We start from the raw sequence: 14,306 nt of genomic DNA, 5'->3' as shown, positions 1-14,306 counted from the left end.
TATACCAAGTATGCAATCGCACTTTCTTTTTCGAATACCCCTTGAATAACAGGCTAAAAGTAGAGATAATCCCTCCCGCGCCAAACAAGGCCCTCAATGGTAGTCTTATTGGTCCTCTCGCAACACTAGCAGGTGAACCTGGTCAGGCCCGGAAGGGAGCAGCCACAGCGTGTGACGTGTGTGCCGAGATGCGGCTGGTAAGACTGCCACCCAAAATCTTCTTTGGGTGACTTTCTTCATATCTATCTCTTTTTAAAACACGCTTTCGATACCGTCTTTTATGTTCTAGTTAAATTACGCAGATTTATTACCCTGTCTGAATAATGTCTTTGTAATTACAATTAACTATAGCTCCTTGGCTTCTAACATTATTTTACAAACACTCTAAATCCCCATGCAGGAATTGTGAGTTCTGTTGTTTGAGTCAATTCCATTGCCTGTTTTGAAAAAGCATCCGTGTATTTACCTAAAAACAATGGTTCTTTAAAGCTAACTGTTTGTGGCGCTTTTGATAGGTTGAATACGGCAAATACTTTATCGTTGCCATTTGTACGAACAAAGCTTAGCACTTGTTTTGGTGCGGTGTTTGGTACATGCACCATGCGGCCGCCAAATTGGCCATTCCACAGTGCTTCATTATTATGTTTGAGTGAAAATAGTGATTGATATAAGTCACCGATAGGGTGCTTTTGCCATTTGATTGGGTCACGTTCGAAAAAGGCGAGGCGTTTATCGTTACCTGCTTCTTGACCGTTATAAATCATCGGGAAGCCTTCACCAACGACAGATAATGCAATAACGGCTTCAAGTGCATCGCCATAGTTTTCGAACATGGTGCCTTCCCATGCATTAGTGTCATGGTTGGCAACACCTACAAGGCGGTAAGCCTCGGCTGGGAATGCACTTTCGTTCCATGAGTAATAAACGAAGAGGGCGCTGACATCAGCATGACCATTTACGATTTTATGCATGTGCTCAGACCATGACCACGCGTAAGTCATATCAAAGGCTTCGGCATGTAAATCGCGAGACTCCCACTCAGCCAGCATTAAAACAGGCTTTATGTTATCAAGCTCACGGCGGACATTATTCCAAAAATCTACCGGCACAAAGCCAGCTACATCACAGCGATAGCCATCAATACCGACTTCTTTTACCCAGTATTTCATCGATTCTGTCATGTATTCACGTAGAGCAGGTTTCGAATAATCAAAGTCAATAATGTCAGACCAATCCCACCACGGTGTTGGCCTAAATTGGCCTTTGTAGTCTCGGTCGTACCAATCGGGGTGTTCATATCGAAGCCAGTTATCCCAAGCACTGTGGTTTGCTACCCAATCTAAAATGACGTACATCCCCATATCATGGGCTTTGTTCACAAAGGCTTTGAGGTCTTCAAGTGTGCCAAACTCAGAGTTTACTTTACGGTAATCTTTTACAGAATAAGGGCTACCTAAACTGCCTTTGCGATTTTCTTCACCAATCGGGTTTATTGGCATAAGCCAAATAATATCAACGCCTAACTCTTTCAAGCGTGGCAACTGCTGCTGTGCAGCATTGAAGGTGCCTTCTTTAGTGAATTGGCGCGTATTTAATTGATAAAGCACCGCATTTTTTGACCACTCAGGATGAATTAGTTTTACGTAAGGCTTGGGCTCATAGACAGTGTTTGAAGTTTTAGTGTGTGTACATGCAGTAATGAGGCTTAGCAATAAAATAAGCAAACTTTTGGTTAGCAATGAATTCATATCAGGCCTTGTTTTCGGTTTTAGTTGTCGTGTAAAAAACACGCAGTCTGATAAATATATACCCTGATAATGAATGTAACAAATATGTGCATACGTATTCACAATGCAGTTACATAATCGATTAAGGTCTTATTTAATGGCTTAATTACAGGGGGTGGCGGATAAATACTTAAATGATTAAATAGGGTGGGGAAATATGTAAAAACGACAGCCAGGTGTAGCCAAGCTGTCGTTTAAATATGCTGAGCTAGGCTGAAATCATAAAAGCCGATTTACTGGCATCCCAGCTGATCAGTTTTTTAATTTCCAGCTCTTTTATAATGGTTAGTAATTCAGAGTCACTTAGGCAGCAGCCTTGTTTTAGTTTATCGAGTGATATCTCTTTATTACGGCTATGAAGCTTAGAGGCCAACATAATACGGTAGATTAATTTTGACTTACGGTTCATAACGCATCTCCTCCACATTTTTGTTGATAGCATTTTAGTTGCTACTTGGTTTTATAATTAGGTCTAATGTGTACTGATGATTTTTTCGACTATGAGGGATCTTTTTAGCCAAGTCAATCAATATAGGATAAAAATCATACAATATTGAATCAGCAGGAGAAACGTAGAGGTAAACTTGTAAGGCATTGAAAGTAAATAAAAATAAAAATTTCTGCTTGGGAAGCCTAGTCTATGAACTCGTCACGGCTAATTGCAATGACATCATGCAGCGCTTTAAATAGTAAATGCTTTTCAATGGGTTTGCCTACGTGGCCATTAAAACCACAATTCATGTATTCGATGATATTTTCTTTCATCACGTTGGCAGTCAAGGCAATAACAGGCACCTCTTTATCAATGCTACGAATATGTGAGCAGGCTTCGATCCCCCCCATTGTGGGCATTTGTATATCCATTAAAACTAAAATGGGATTGAGTTGTTTAAATAGCTCGACTGCTTCAGCGCCATCTTTTGCAAAATGAAGATCTGCGTTGGTTTCTGCAAGCATCGATTTGATGATCATGGTATTGAGTGGGTTATCTTCAGCAATTAGTACAGTTTTAGCCGATAAGTCAGGTGCGGTTACATCGGTAAAGCTATCATGTAAGTGCTGCTTTTCAGATACTTTGAGCGGTAAATAAACGGTGAAATGGGTGCCTTTACCGAGCGCGCTGTCTACATCAATACTGCCATTCATACGGTTAATAAGATTCGCGGTGATCGACATCCCTAATCCAGTCCCGCCAAAACGTCGTGTTATACTGTTATCGGCTTGCTGAAAACGGTTAAACAGATGCATTAAACCTTCTTTATTCATACCAATGCCGGTATCAATTACTTCTATCTCAACACCTTGTTTTTGGCTTTGCGAAGATTTATTAATTTTTACTTGCACGCCACCTTGCTCGGTAAATTTAACGGCGTTAGAAACCAGGTTTAAAATAATTTGTCGAACCCGAACTGGGTCTCCTATCCATAAATCTTCAACGTCATCGTCTATATCTATGTTTAGTTCGATTGCTTTTTCGTTACAAAGCGGCAGAAAATCAGAATTGATTGATTCAACGACCTTCGACATCGAAAAGTCCACCTGTTCAATTGAAAGCTCGTTCGCCTCCATTTTCGAAAAATCTAAAATATCGTTGATGATAGTAAGGAGTGATCGACAAGAAAACAGTGCCTTAGACACAACTTCTATATTTTTCGGTTTTTGAATATTTGGCTGCAAAATTTGTAAAAGCCCCATAATGCCATTAAGTGGGGTACGTATTTCATGACTCATATTAGCTAAAAATTCTGATTTTATTCTCGCGCCTTCTAAAGCGCGCTCAGTAAGCTCAATCTGTTGTTTATAAGAGTTTGAAAGCTTTCTAAAGTAAATAAGCAATATGCTAGTGAGCAATATAATTGTTAACACATGCACGATGTAAGCAATTTGGAAGTTTTCATCAATGGCGATGCTTTTATCTTTAAGCATTAAGTTTACATGTCGCTCGAATGTAGCAAGTGCCTTCAATGCATCTGTATCATCTACTTTTACAGTGGTATCTATCTGCTCGCTAGTCGCGCCATTAGCTATCATTCTTAAAACAATATCGAGTTTATCTTCATATTCAATAACCGTTTTTTTAACGTCAGTAAGCGCAGTCTGATCGTACTCTTTTATTGCGCTAAGTTTGGCAAGGATCTCTTTTATTTCGATGAGTTCCTTTTCAATGGGCGGAAGATACAGTTCTGTATTTTTTCTGAGCACTAGGTTTTTAAAATGGTGAATAAAGCCACCATACCCGAGTTTTTGAATTAGCTTGTCGTGGAGTACATAAACGTTAGCGGCGGTTTTTGAATAGTCATGCCATTGTGAGTCGACATTTTTGTAAAAGAATAATGAGGTAACAGTGAGCGACGTTACTAATGCAATCACGATAATTGCATTCACTTTCAACTTGTTTTTAGTTTGCTGCAACGCTTTTGTCATCAGTTTACCGCACCTATCTTGCTGTTAATTTAAGCATAGCAGTATTTTTTTCGTTCACATAAGAAAGGCCTATGTCAGAATGACTTTTTGTGAGGATAATAAAAAACCTTAACAACTAAGCTAAAAATAACTTAAAGCGAATAATTAAGTTTTTTTAAAAAAGTTTGAAATCAATTTCACTGTACTTTTTTTGTACGTGGTGTATCTTAAGTTGGTACGAAATTTTAAGGTTTCATTGAGTGTAAGTTAACACTCATCTGTTAATTGGAGTAAAGGATATGCACGCACACACAGTCAAAGAATCAACAGCGACTATTCAATCGGGTGTCGCAAAAGCGGATGGTAAGCTTTTAGTGACTGAACAAGAGATTGTTTTTGAACCGTTTAATAAAGAGTTAGGCTTAGGTCCATATACACTTTCACGAGCGCACATCAATAACGTTGATAAGTGTTCGGGTAAAGGTGCGGGTATTCTACCAATTACAGCAGATGGAATTCGCATTACTCTAAATAACAACGATGTATTTGAGTTCATCCTAGCAAACCCTGATGAGTGGCTAAGCGTACTTGCCCACTAAGCAAATCTTCAAAAAGTCGGCATATTATAGCAAGTTGTCATAATGTGCCGTGTTAGCCTTTCATTAATTATTTTCCTTTCTTCGCAACACATTGATCTCAAACAATACTAAGGCGAACTTCTTAGGTTATTTTACACATCTAAACCATTAAATTGCTCGTTGCTTATTAACGGAGGCTCTTGGGCAAATGATCAACTTAGATGAACAACGCCTAGTTTCGCTTGAACGCGGTTTTCATATTCCACCAAAACCTGAGCTATTGAGCCAAATTGCCGATGAAATGCAAAAGTCGGATGCAAGCTTAGATAAAATAGCCAATTTGATCTCTCGAGACATTAGCCTGTCGGCCTTATTATTAAAAACTATAAATAGCCCGGTGTTTGGCTTACAACGCACCATTAGTGATATACGCCAAGCGGCGATGTTTTTAGGGTTAGATCAGCTTAATCGGCTAGTCACCTTAGCCTTGCTTAAGCAAAATTTTAAAGGTAATGCCTGTATTAGCTTAGAGCGCTTTTGGGATGAGTCGGTTGAAGTTGCAAATGCCTGTGTACTGCTAGGAAACAGTTATAAGTCATTAATGCCAGTGGACGAGCTTTATTCATTAGGGCTTTTCCATAATGTCGGTATTGCTGCTATGGCATTAAAGTTCAGAGGTTATGTTGATGTTCTTAAACAAGCAAATCTAGCTAAAGAGCTGGCTATCACCGACCTAGAACAGGCTCGTTATCAGTGCGATCATGCGGTGATTGGTTATTTTATCTCGGTATCATGGCACCTTCCAAAGCCACTTTGTCATGTTATTTTAAATCATCACAACACGCACTTTTTAGAGCAAAACAATGATGAGCAACAACGTATGGCGTATGCCATCTTAAAATGCGCGGAGAGTGCTGTGGACTATGCCCGTCACCAACAGTATTCGAGCGAGTGGTTTAAAATTAAAGAGCAGTGCTTTGCAGAGCTGGGTATTGTTGATCAAGATTTTGCCGATATGGTCGAAGATTACGTCGACAATGCGATGGCTAGTTAAAGCCAATTAGCGTTTATTTCCTATCATCTTAACTTCGATGAGTTTGCGAGTGGTGAGTTATCATCACTCGCTTTTTTTATATCGAAAGAAAGTATGCATTACTATACTTTCCTGCTGTAGCAAGGCATCATAACTTTTTTCTAAGGAGAGGTTATGATGCTTAAATCTTTGTTGTTACTGGTTTTATGTAGCAGTTCTGCGATGGCTGCTACAAGTCTGCCGGATAATCGTCATATTGTTGTTAAAGGTGAGGCTGTTGTACGTACTGCCCCCGATAGGGCTGATATCACGTTAGAGTTTGAAGCTGTAAAAGCTGAAAGCGTGCAGGCTAAGCAGCAAGTAGATGCGCAAGTCAATGAACTCCTTGCGGGCTTAAATAATTTCTTTATAGACGAAAAAAGTATCTCTGCGGGTCGAATTTTCGTAGAGCCGAACATGCGTTATGACGAAAATGATAATCAAGTTAAAGATGGTTTTCGAGCCACGCGAAAGGTCAAAGTCAGCCTTAAAAAACTCTCCCTTTTGGACGGATTTTTAAATTTTGCGCTTAAAGTGGGTGTCAATCAAATCGAGCAAATTCAACTTTTATCAACCAAAGCCTCAGATTACGAGCAAGCCGCTCTTGATAAAGCAGTAGCGAATGCCAAACAGCAGGGAAGTAGCCTCGCTAGCGCATTCGAAGCGAAACTTGGTCGGGTGTATAGTATTCAATCGCAAGAGGTAGGTAGTCACTTTGGCTATGGTAGCAATACAAATATTGAACGAATTATGGTTACGGGCTCACGTATTAATACAGTCCCAGAAGGTAAGTATCTACAAGAGTCGATTACCTTCAGAGCAAGTGTCAATGTTGTGTTTGATTTGGTGGTTGAGTAATTAATGAGATTTTTTAAGTACAGCGTTTATCTATTCCTTTTGTTGATGGCATTCAGTGGTCTTGCCGCAACAAAGCACCTAAATATCGTCAAACCTGTGGTTGCGGTATTTAAGGCGGGTGACAAAGCTGCCATTGCCAAGCGAGTGCATTATCCTTTGCAGCGTAAAGCGCCGCTGCAAGCAATAGAAAATGAGCAAATGCTCATAGAAAAGTTTGAGCAAATTTTTGATAAAGAGTTTGTCGAAAAAATCGTGAACTCAAGTATTCGCCATGATTGGGAAATGATGGGGTGGCGTGGCATTATGTTTGATTCAGGCAAATTGTGGTTAGACTTTGATGGCTCCATTTGGGCTGTGCCTTATGAATCAGAGGCAGAAAAAGCACGACGCGAAGCATTGATTGACGAGCAAAAACAAGCATTACACAAAAGCCTCCGTGAATTCACAAAGCCGATACTAACGTGGCAAACTAAACAGCATTTAATTCGTATCGATGAACTGGCTGATAATCAATACCGCTATGCAGCATGGGAGGTTGATCAATCAATGCAAGATGAGCCAAGCCTAGTGATAACAGGGGGCACATTAAGTTTTGATGGCAGTGGGGGGAATCATTTTTACACCTTTACTAACAACGGTTATCGTTATGTCTGTCATGTTACCGTGCTTGGTACTGAGCACTCACCGCCGGGGCTTTTAGAGGTATTTAAAAATAATGTACAGATATTGTCTGAGCCTGCTTCAAGTTTTTAGGCTGTTTTTCTTATTTTGTACTACACTGATTCTTTCAAAGGAGTCTCGTTCTAAGGAGTCTCATTTAAAGGAGTAAGTTGTGGGTACAAAGTTCTGGATACTAAGAGCCGCTAAAGTTTTTACGCTGGTGGCTATTTTGTTATTTATGGTGGAAATTCTAAAAGGTCACGAGACGCTCAGCGCGTTAGGTTTTGCGCTGCTTTGGTCTTTTATTGCCACGGCCATTTTTATCGCAACCCGTTTATATCATTCATCAAAAGGGCGCCACTGTGCACTTTGTAATGACACCCCTGATGATAAAAAAGCGAGTTAGCTTAGGTTATTAACAAACACGCCGCCCCATACCAACGCACAAATCGTTAAAGCAATCAGTACGGCTGCGGATCCTAAGTCTTTAGCTAGGCCTGATAATGGATGAATTTCAAGGCCTATTCGGTCTATGGCGGCTTCAATTGCCGTATTGACGACTTCAGCAAACATCACAAATAGCACTGATACAAGCAGCATAATTTTCTCATACAGGCTAATCTGCCAAACAAAAACCACTGCTATGGCAAGCACCAACAGAATCAGCTCTTGTTTAAAAGCAGACTCATGCTTTGCTAACCACGTGAATGCACGTTGGGAGTTTTTGAATGCGAGGCGAATACGTTTAATGCCAATGGGTTTGTTAGTGCTATCAAATTGCATAGTATGAAATCTCTATTTCGTTAGCTTTGTGTTGAGCAAGCATTAAAGATATCTTGCTCTGGGTGATATTCAGTGCTTTGTACATGGGTTAAGCCAAGTAAGGTGTCAAAAATGTTATCGTGCGAAAAAGCATGGTTACGCTGCTGTTCGATACATTGATTAAAGCGGGTATCGGCGAGTTTATTACTCCAAAACAGCATAGGCACTTGGGTTTGCTCTTTAGGCGCTAACGCATACGGGAAGCCATGTAAGTACAAGCCTTTTTCACCTAGTGATTCACCGTGATCAGAAACATACAGCAGGGCTTTGTCATCCGCCTGACTGTTTTGCAGTAAATTAATAAGTTTACTGAGCACTAGGTCGGTATAAGCAATGGTATTATCATAGGTGTTTGTGAGTTGCTCACTGCTACAATTTTGGATATCGCTACGTGGGCAATCAGGCAAAAATTTACTGTCTTTTTCTGGATAGCGGCGATAGTAGGTTGGCCCATGTGAACCAATCATATGTAACACCACTAGTTGGTGTTTCGCATCACTTTTGGCAAGCTTTGCAGCTAACTCTTCAACCAGTACTTCATCAAAACAATAGCGTCCGTCACAAAGTGGGTTGCTCTTTGTAGGTTCTACAGTTTGTGAGTTTACCCGTACGCAAACCCCTTTACAGCTGCTATTGTTATCAATCCACGTTACTTCGACACCACTTCGTTGAATGATATCTAGGGCATTTTCTTGGCTTTGCGCGATGCGAGAATCATAGTGATTGCGGTCTAAGCGCGAGAACATGCAAGGTACAGAAATGGCCGTTGCGGTGCCACATGAACTAACATCACTGAAATATTTAACGCCAAGTTTAGGGGTATATTGATTAGTTGGCTTGTCGTAACCTTGCAGTGAAAAGTTTGCTGCACGGGCTGTTTCACCTACCACCATAATCGTCAGTGAACTTTGTTGCTTAGCTAATAGGTGCGGAGTTTTATCTAAGACTTTAAATGGTAAAGGTGGATAAAAATAATTATCGCGCAGGTACTTATAGCCCGCAGTATAAAATGCAAAAGGGGTAATGTAGCTGGTTAATTGGCGATTATTTCGCCCTACAGATGCGTAATCTTTATAAAAAGGAACGGCAATAACAGCTACAGCAATAAACGCTGTAACGTTAAGAAGCGCAAAGCTTTTAAGACGAACACGAAAGTTTCCGACAATTTTAAAGCGAGAAAACAAGTAAGCAGGCAGTACGCCTAGCACAGCAATAAAAGCGATAACTTGTACATTAAGGTATGAAAATGCCTCGCCTGAATTTGTTTCTAAGATATTTTGCAGCATGCTTTTATCAAAGATAACACCGTAATTTAAGGTTGCATAAAACAACAACGATGAAACCACGATGCTTGTTAAAAGTACCGGTTTAACAAAGGTGATTAGCGATAACCAACTTAACACCATTGCCGTCAGTGCTAATAAGAAAAACGGTACGCTTGCTATAAATAACCAATTGACATGTTCAGGTTTGCTGGCTGCTTCAAGCATGTTAAATAAAAACAGGCCATTAAATGCAACAACCAAGTACAACGACACCAGCCAGACAAATTGGCTGTAGCTAACGTGCCATTTTTTAGTAAGGAGTTGTTTAATTTGCATGCTCATAATCATTCCTCATCGCTACGATTTATTTGGTAAGCGATACAACTGTTCGGTATAAGCTAAATTGCTAAATAAGACGTGCGCTAATGCTTTTTTGGCAAGCTCAACGCTGCTATCTGTGTTATCAATGGCTACTTGCGTTTTACTTGCAGGGTCATAGCGCCAATAGCTCACTTTTTGGTTTGGCATCAGGATCACGGCTTCACCATTTTCTACGTAAGCAAAGTTGTCGTAGTACTGCATCATGGCGCGCTCAACAGGGTATTGTTTCGTTAAATCATAACCAAGCATAGGGGTTGCTTGCTCAACGCCTAATAACGACAACAAAGTAACAGGTAAATCAATTTGGCTGACCAAGCGAGTATCGCGCTTTGCATCCATATCACTATTTAGGATCACAGCAGGGATGTGGAATGATTTAAGCGGCACAGGCTCTGAACCAAACACGCGCACATCATGATCTGCAACCACTAAAAAGACGGTGTCTTGCCAGTAATCTTGCGTTTTTGCCTTCGCGATGAATTTACCAAGAGCATAATCAGCATATTTGATTGCTAGATCACGTTTGTAGTTTTCTGGGTCGTGGCCTTCAGGCAGTGTTACTTTACCTTCTGGAATATCGAATGGATCGTGGTTACTTGAGGTAAACACAAGGCTGAAAAATGGTTTGCCTGATTTATTTAGCTCACTTAGCTCTTTATCAGCTTGATTGAACAAGTCTTCGTCGCTTGCTCCCCATGACGAAATAAACTCAGGGTTTTGCATGTCATTAATATCTACAATATCGCTAAAACCATTGCCTAAGAAAAAGCTTTTCATATTATCGAAATGACTTTCACCGCCATAAATAAACTGGGTGGTATAGCCTGTGCGGCTTAATACGTCAGCAAGTGAGAAAAAGTTACGCTGAGATTTAGAAAGTTTGACCACCGAGCGCGAAGGTGATGGGGTAAACCCAGTTGTTACCGCTTCGATACCGCGCACTGAGCGTGTGCCAGTGGCATATAAGTTATCAAATCCCCAGCCTTGTTGATAAAGCTTATCTAGTTCAGGAGTCACACCAATGCCACCTAGTTCACCAACAAAGCGTGCGCCTAAGCTTTCTTCTAAAATGATCACTAAATTCTTTTGTTTGCCTGTGTTAAAAGGTGTGTTGTTGGCAAGGGTAGGAATACTCTCAGTGATAAACTGTTGTTTATAGGCTGCATGCTTTACTGTTTGTAAAATCTCATCACGTGGCATGGTACCGTATAAACTACTGGCATTTTTTTCATTACTCATATTCTTAATAGCAAATGCAACACTGTAAGTTGAATTAAGGGCTAAGGAGTTAATCAGTGAGTCACTTGAAAAGTACACTAATGCAGGGTTTAACGGGCGATGGCTGACAGTGCCTCTTGCGCTAATTAAGCAAACTAATAAAGTCGTAACGAGTATCACCACTTGGCTAACCGTTTTAGCATTTTGCTGCTTGCTAAATGCTGCACTTATAAAACGATACGCAAACACACAACTAAGCGTTGCAATAATTAAGGTGCTGATCATGGCAAATAGGTGGCCATGTAATAGCATAGAAAAGACTTCTTGAGGGTAGTCTAGGTATTCGACAAATAAACGATTTGGTCGTACATCGTACTGGGTAATAAACGCGGGAGTCGAAGCCTCAACAACCACGATTAAAGTCACAACTATGCTGCTATAAAGAGTAAAAACATGCTGAAAAAAAGCAGTTTTGCTGCGCAAAAGCACATGAGCGAGTAACATTAAAACAGCCAAGGCTGACAAGTAGCCTAAGCTGCTTAAGTCAACTCTTAAGCCGCCAAATAAAACGGCTAGGCTATCGCCATCAGCTAACCTTTGGTGTTGCCATACTAGCAAGGCTATTCTCGACAGTATAAATACTGACATTAATATTAATGAAAAACGGAACAAAGGTTTTAAAATAGAGAGTTTTGCTGTCATAGTCGTACTTACTTAATCGAAACTACGGCAATACTAGGAGTCGAAACTTAAGAAATCCTTATGGTAATCTTAATATTTTCTAAACTAGAAAAACTTCAGTAAATCTTAAGTGAATCTTAAGATTCAAAGCGTAACCTGATGACGCTAAAGCGGTTTTTACCTAAATGAGTAACATATGAAATTGTTGATTATAGAAGATTCGGTGTCATTAAGACGTAGTCTACGAATTGGCCTTGAGAATCTAGGTTTTACTATTGATGAAACCGGCGATGGCGCTGAAGGGTTGAGTATGGCAATGACAGGTGAGTACGAATTAATCATACTCGACATTATGTTACCCAGTATTGATGGCATAACGTTATTACAAACCATAAGAACAAAGCAGCTCGACGTGCGAGTGCTTATTTTATCTGCCAAGCAAGAACCAGAAGATAGAGTGAAAGGGCTACTCACCGGGGCCGATGATTACCTGACCAAACCATTTTCGTTTGATGAGCTGCATGCAAGGTTATTAAATTTAATGCGTCGCGGCGGCTTGAAAACAATCAGTGATGTGATCCGCATTGATAACTTGGCTTTAAACTTACAATTAAAACTTTTGCAAGTTAACGAGACCGTTATCGATTTAACCCCTAATGAATATAAAATAGTCGAGTGCTTGTTTAGTAATCAAAACAAAGTGATCACAGCTGAAAAGTTAAGTACCTATATTGCTGGGCAATATGACTTAGTTTCAAAAAACTCCATTGAAGCACATTTATCATCGGCGCGTAAAAAGGTGAGGGCAGCAGGTGGCGAGTTACCTATTCAAACTAAGCGTGGTTTTGGTTATATCATTCAAGGAAAATAATGAAATCAATTCGCAGTAAGTTGGTTGTTACTCTTTCGATAGCAATAACAGGGCTTGTATTAAGTATATTATTAGCAACGGACATCGCTGTTGATAGCTGGGTTGATAATGAATTTAATCGAGGCTTACATTCTAAAGCTGGCATGCTGATGACGCTGGTTCATGAAGATGAAGAAGGGTTGGCTTTTAATTTCTCGAGTGAATTTATGCCAGAGTTTGATGGGCAGCTTGAGCCTGAGTATTTTCAGATGTGGACTGAGGAGGGGGTGTTTACACGCTCACAAAGTCTTAATTTATTTGCGTTGAAGAACCTTAAGTTTGAAGAGTTAAAATTGGGTGAAACGAAAATAATGAGCACCCAGCTACCGGATGGTCGTGATGGACGAGTCATTTATACTCGTTTTCAGCCGCAACTTGACTCGCACTCACATAGGAATTTTTATGATGGAGTGAGTAGACCACATCACAGCACGCTTACTTTGGCCTATGCCGCGTCTTCTGAAGAAGTTGATTTTATTTTGTGGTTAATTGACGTTATTTTTATTGTTACCACAGTGACCGTCATTGTGTTTATTCGGCTTTTTGTTCGCAAATCAGTCGACAGTTCTTTAGCGCCGCTGAATAAACTAAATCGGGATATTAGTAGGCTTAGTATCGCGGATAAAAGTGCCGTGATAACAATAAAAGAGCCTGTTAAAGAGCTGCAACCTATTGTTGATAGCTTAAATGCTTTTATCCAAGAAAACCGCCAGCTTTATTTTCGTGAAAAACGCTTAACCTCAGATATTGCTCATGAGTTAAAAACGCCGATTGCTGAGCTTATTAATATGGCTGAAGTGGCCATTCTTTTTCCAAATGAAAAGGAGTTTGAGGCAGACTTTAAACCCGAAGTGCTAAAAATTAGCCAGCGCTTAAAGAGCATTGTGTCGAACTTATTATTGCTGCATAAGTACAGTGATGAAGCACTCCCAAAGCAAGATGCATGTGATTTAAACCAGGTTATTTTACGTATCTTAGAAAAATATGATTTAGAGCGAATTAAGTTTGAGTTTCAAGATGATATTCCTGCCATTGTCAGTAACTTATTTGCCCTTGAATCAATCATCACCAACCTTGTAAATAACGCCAAGCAATATAGCCCTGATAAGAGCGTTGTGACTGTATGCACACTATTGAATAAAGAGGATAAGCTGCAATTCACTGTTACAAATGAATTAAAAGTGCCTTTAACAGAAGACGATTTGAGCCAGTTATTTGATCCACTCTGGCAAAAAGACAGTGCCAGAACCTCTAATGATAACTTTGGGTTAGGCTTATCTATTGCCAAAGCGTTAAGTAAAGCAATTGATGCTGAACTTCAGGTGTCGTTAAGTGGGCAAAACATAACCTTTAGTTTGATTATTTCTTAAGGCTTTGCAGGCGTTTAATATGTGTGCAACACTGAGGTTATCAAAAAGAAATTAATAACAATAAGGAACAACACGATGGGAAAAATTATAGGTATTGCTTTAATCGTTATTGGTGTGGCGCTAGCCGTATGGGGGTATAACGTGTATGACTCTGCAAGTGCGCAAATCAGCCGCACGTTTAGTGGTGATACACCAATTGAAGCTTGGCTCGGTATGGTCGGGGGCGCAATTTGCGCAATTGTGGGTATTTTAAAAGTTAAATAACCGCAAACATTGAAATCAATTAGCTAATACCTGATAC

The 14,306-nt window shown here is 40.0% G+C and carries 14 protein-coding genes and 1 other RNA gene; 9 read left to right on the top strand and 6 right to left on the bottom strand.

The features are described from left to right. Positions 1–106 precede the first annotated feature (106 nt). An RNA gene (ffs, locus tag C2M33_RS19005) (signal recognition particle sRNA small type) lies at positions 107–203 on the top strand. 165 nt (positions 204–368) lie between these two features. Here ffs and C2M33_RS19000 read toward each other — a convergent pair. From C2M33_RS19000 to C2M33_RS18990, 3 genes are all read right to left on the bottom strand, one after another. Then, positions 369–1,748: an alpha-amylase family glycosyl hydrolase gene (locus tag C2M33_RS19000; protein WP_105175185.1), complete on the bottom strand. Its 1,380-nt coding sequence runs from the start codon at positions 1,746–1,748 to the stop codon at positions 369–371. Between the two features lie 247 nt (positions 1,749–1,995). Beyond that, positions 1,996–2,196 carry a hypothetical protein gene (locus tag C2M33_RS18995; RefSeq protein ID WP_063706895.1) on the bottom strand — a complete coding sequence of 67 codons (201 nt, stop codon included), beginning with the start codon at positions 2,194–2,196 and terminating at the stop codon, positions 1,996–1,998. A gap of 224 nt (positions 2,197–2,420) precedes the next feature. Continuing rightward, entirely contained in the window at positions 2,421–4,211 is a 1,791-nt protein-coding gene (locus tag C2M33_RS18990; protein WP_105175184.1) for an ATP-binding protein, read from the bottom strand. Positions 4,212–4,489: 278 nt separating this feature from the next. On the opposite strand from C2M33_RS18990, the gene C2M33_RS18985 reads away from it, so the two are divergent. The 5 genes from C2M33_RS18985 to C2M33_RS18965 all read left to right on the top strand — a co-directional run bounded on the left by C2M33_RS18985 (position 4,490) and on the right by C2M33_RS18965 (position 7,764). Then, entirely contained in the window at positions 4,490–4,789 is a 300-nt protein-coding gene (locus tag C2M33_RS18985) for a hypothetical protein (protein WP_063528276.1), read from the top strand. Positions 4,790–4,976: 187 nt separating this feature from the next. Further along, a complete protein-coding gene (locus C2M33_RS18980) occupies positions 4,977–5,822 on the top strand; it encodes an HDOD domain-containing protein (protein ID WP_105175183.1) in 846 nt (281 codons plus the stop codon). Positions 5,823–5,975: 153 nt separating this feature from the next. Further along, positions 5,976–6,698 carry an SIMPL domain-containing protein gene (locus tag C2M33_RS18975; RefSeq protein ID WP_105175182.1) on the top strand — a complete coding sequence of 241 codons (723 nt, stop codon included), beginning with the start codon at positions 5,976–5,978 and terminating at the stop codon, positions 6,696–6,698. 3 nt (positions 6,699–6,701) lie between these two features. Further along, positions 6,702–7,451, top strand: a complete 750-nt coding sequence (locus C2M33_RS18970) for a hypothetical protein (RefSeq protein ID WP_063706901.1) — start codon at positions 6,702–6,704, stop codon at positions 7,449–7,451. Between the two features lie 79 nt (positions 7,452–7,530). Next, positions 7,531–7,764, top strand: coding sequence for a hypothetical protein (locus tag C2M33_RS18965; RefSeq protein ID WP_063706903.1), 234 nt, complete (start codon positions 7,531–7,533; stop codon positions 7,762–7,764). On the opposite strand, the gene C2M33_RS18960 is transcribed toward C2M33_RS18965, so the two are convergent. The 3 genes from C2M33_RS18960 to C2M33_RS18950 are packed head-to-tail and all read right to left on the bottom strand — an operon-like array spanning position 7,761 to position 11,746. Beyond that, the gene (locus C2M33_RS18960; RefSeq protein WP_058586251.1) at positions 7,761–8,141 is read right to left on the bottom strand and encodes a diacylglycerol kinase; all 381 of its coding nucleotides are present in this window, start codon (positions 8,139–8,141) and stop codon (positions 7,761–7,763) included. The two genes, C2M33_RS18965 and C2M33_RS18960, sit on opposite strands and share 4 nt — an antisense overlap. 20 nt (positions 8,142–8,161) lie before the next feature. Then, positions 8,162–9,787 (bottom strand): phosphoethanolamine transferase, encoded by a 1,626-nt coding sequence (locus C2M33_RS18955; protein WP_233999274.1) that lies wholly within the window; start codon positions 9,785–9,787, stop codon positions 8,162–8,164. A 15-nt stretch (positions 9,788–9,802) separates the two neighbouring features. Then, positions 9,803–11,746 (bottom strand): LTA synthase family protein, encoded by a 1,944-nt coding sequence (locus C2M33_RS18950; RefSeq protein ID WP_082874111.1) that lies wholly within the window; start codon positions 11,744–11,746, stop codon positions 9,803–9,805. 175 nt (positions 11,747–11,921) lie between these two features. Between C2M33_RS18950 and C2M33_RS18945 the strand changes: the two genes are divergently transcribed. The 3 genes from C2M33_RS18945 to C2M33_RS18935 all read left to right on the top strand — a co-directional run bounded on the left by C2M33_RS18945 (position 11,922) and on the right by C2M33_RS18935 (position 14,269). Further along, entirely contained in the window at positions 11,922–12,596 is a 675-nt protein-coding gene (locus C2M33_RS18945) for a response regulator transcription factor (protein WP_063706907.1), read from the top strand. Continuing rightward, entirely contained in the window at positions 12,596–14,005 is a 1,410-nt protein-coding gene (locus C2M33_RS18940; protein WP_105175181.1) for a sensor histidine kinase, read from the top strand. The genes C2M33_RS18945 and C2M33_RS18940 overlap by 1 nt, the downstream gene beginning before the upstream one ends. Positions 14,006–14,080: 75 nt before the next feature. Continuing rightward, positions 14,081–14,269, top strand: coding sequence for a DUF3185 family protein (locus tag C2M33_RS18935; protein WP_054553751.1), 189 nt, complete (start codon positions 14,081–14,083; stop codon positions 14,267–14,269). The last annotated feature ends 37 nt before the right edge of the window (positions 14,270–14,306 follow it).

This window comes from Pseudoalteromonas sp. T1lg122 (genome assembly GCF_002964825.1).
GTDB lineage: Bacteria > Pseudomonadota > Gammaproteobacteria > Enterobacterales > Alteromonadaceae > Pseudoalteromonas > Pseudoalteromonas gelatinilytica.
This window is presented reverse-complemented; position numbering and strand designations above follow the sequence as displayed.

What these genes read in the sequence shown, in the direction of transcription:
- C2M33_RS19000 (WP_105175185.1), bottom strand. Translation starts at nt 1,748, where the DNA reads ATGAATTCATTGCTAACCAAAAGTTTGCTTATTTTATTGCTAAGCCTC.
- C2M33_RS18995 (WP_063706895.1), bottom strand. Translation starts at nt 2,196, where the DNA reads ATGAACCGTAAGTCAAAATTAATCTACCGTATTATGTTGGCCTCTAAG.
- C2M33_RS18990 (WP_105175184.1), bottom strand. Translation starts at nt 4,211, where the DNA reads ATGACAAAAGCGTTGCAGCAAACTAAAAACAAGTTGAAAGTGAATGCA.
- C2M33_RS18985 (WP_063528276.1), top strand. Translation starts at nt 4,490, where the DNA reads ATGCACGCACACACAGTCAAAGAATCAACAGCGACTATTCAATCGGGT.
- C2M33_RS18980 (WP_105175183.1), top strand. Translation starts at nt 4,977, where the DNA reads ATGATCAACTTAGATGAACAACGCCTAGTTTCGCTTGAACGCGGTTTT.
- C2M33_RS18975 (WP_105175182.1), top strand. Translation starts at nt 5,976, where the DNA reads ATGATGCTTAAATCTTTGTTGTTACTGGTTTTATGTAGCAGTTCTGCG.
- C2M33_RS18970 (WP_063706901.1), top strand. Translation starts at nt 6,702, where the DNA reads ATGAGATTTTTTAAGTACAGCGTTTATCTATTCCTTTTGTTGATGGCA.
- C2M33_RS18960 (WP_058586251.1), bottom strand. Translation starts at nt 8,141, where the DNA reads ATGCAATTTGATAGCACTAACAAACCCATTGGCATTAAACGTATTCGC.
- C2M33_RS18955 (WP_233999274.1), bottom strand. Translation starts at nt 9,787, where the DNA reads ATGAGCATGCAAATTAAACAACTCCTTACTAAAAAATGGCACGTTAGC.
- C2M33_RS18950 (WP_082874111.1), bottom strand. Translation starts at nt 11,746, where the DNA reads ATGACAGCAAAACTCTCTATTTTAAAACCTTTGTTCCGTTTTTCATTA.
- C2M33_RS18945 (WP_063706907.1), top strand. Translation starts at nt 11,922, where the DNA reads ATGAAATTGTTGATTATAGAAGATTCGGTGTCATTAAGACGTAGTCTA.
- C2M33_RS18940 (WP_105175181.1), top strand. Translation starts at nt 12,596, where the DNA reads ATGAAATCAATTCGCAGTAAGTTGGTTGTTACTCTTTCGATAGCAATA.
- C2M33_RS18935 (WP_054553751.1), top strand. Translation starts at nt 14,081, where the DNA reads ATGGGAAAAATTATAGGTATTGCTTTAATCGTTATTGGTGTGGCGCTA.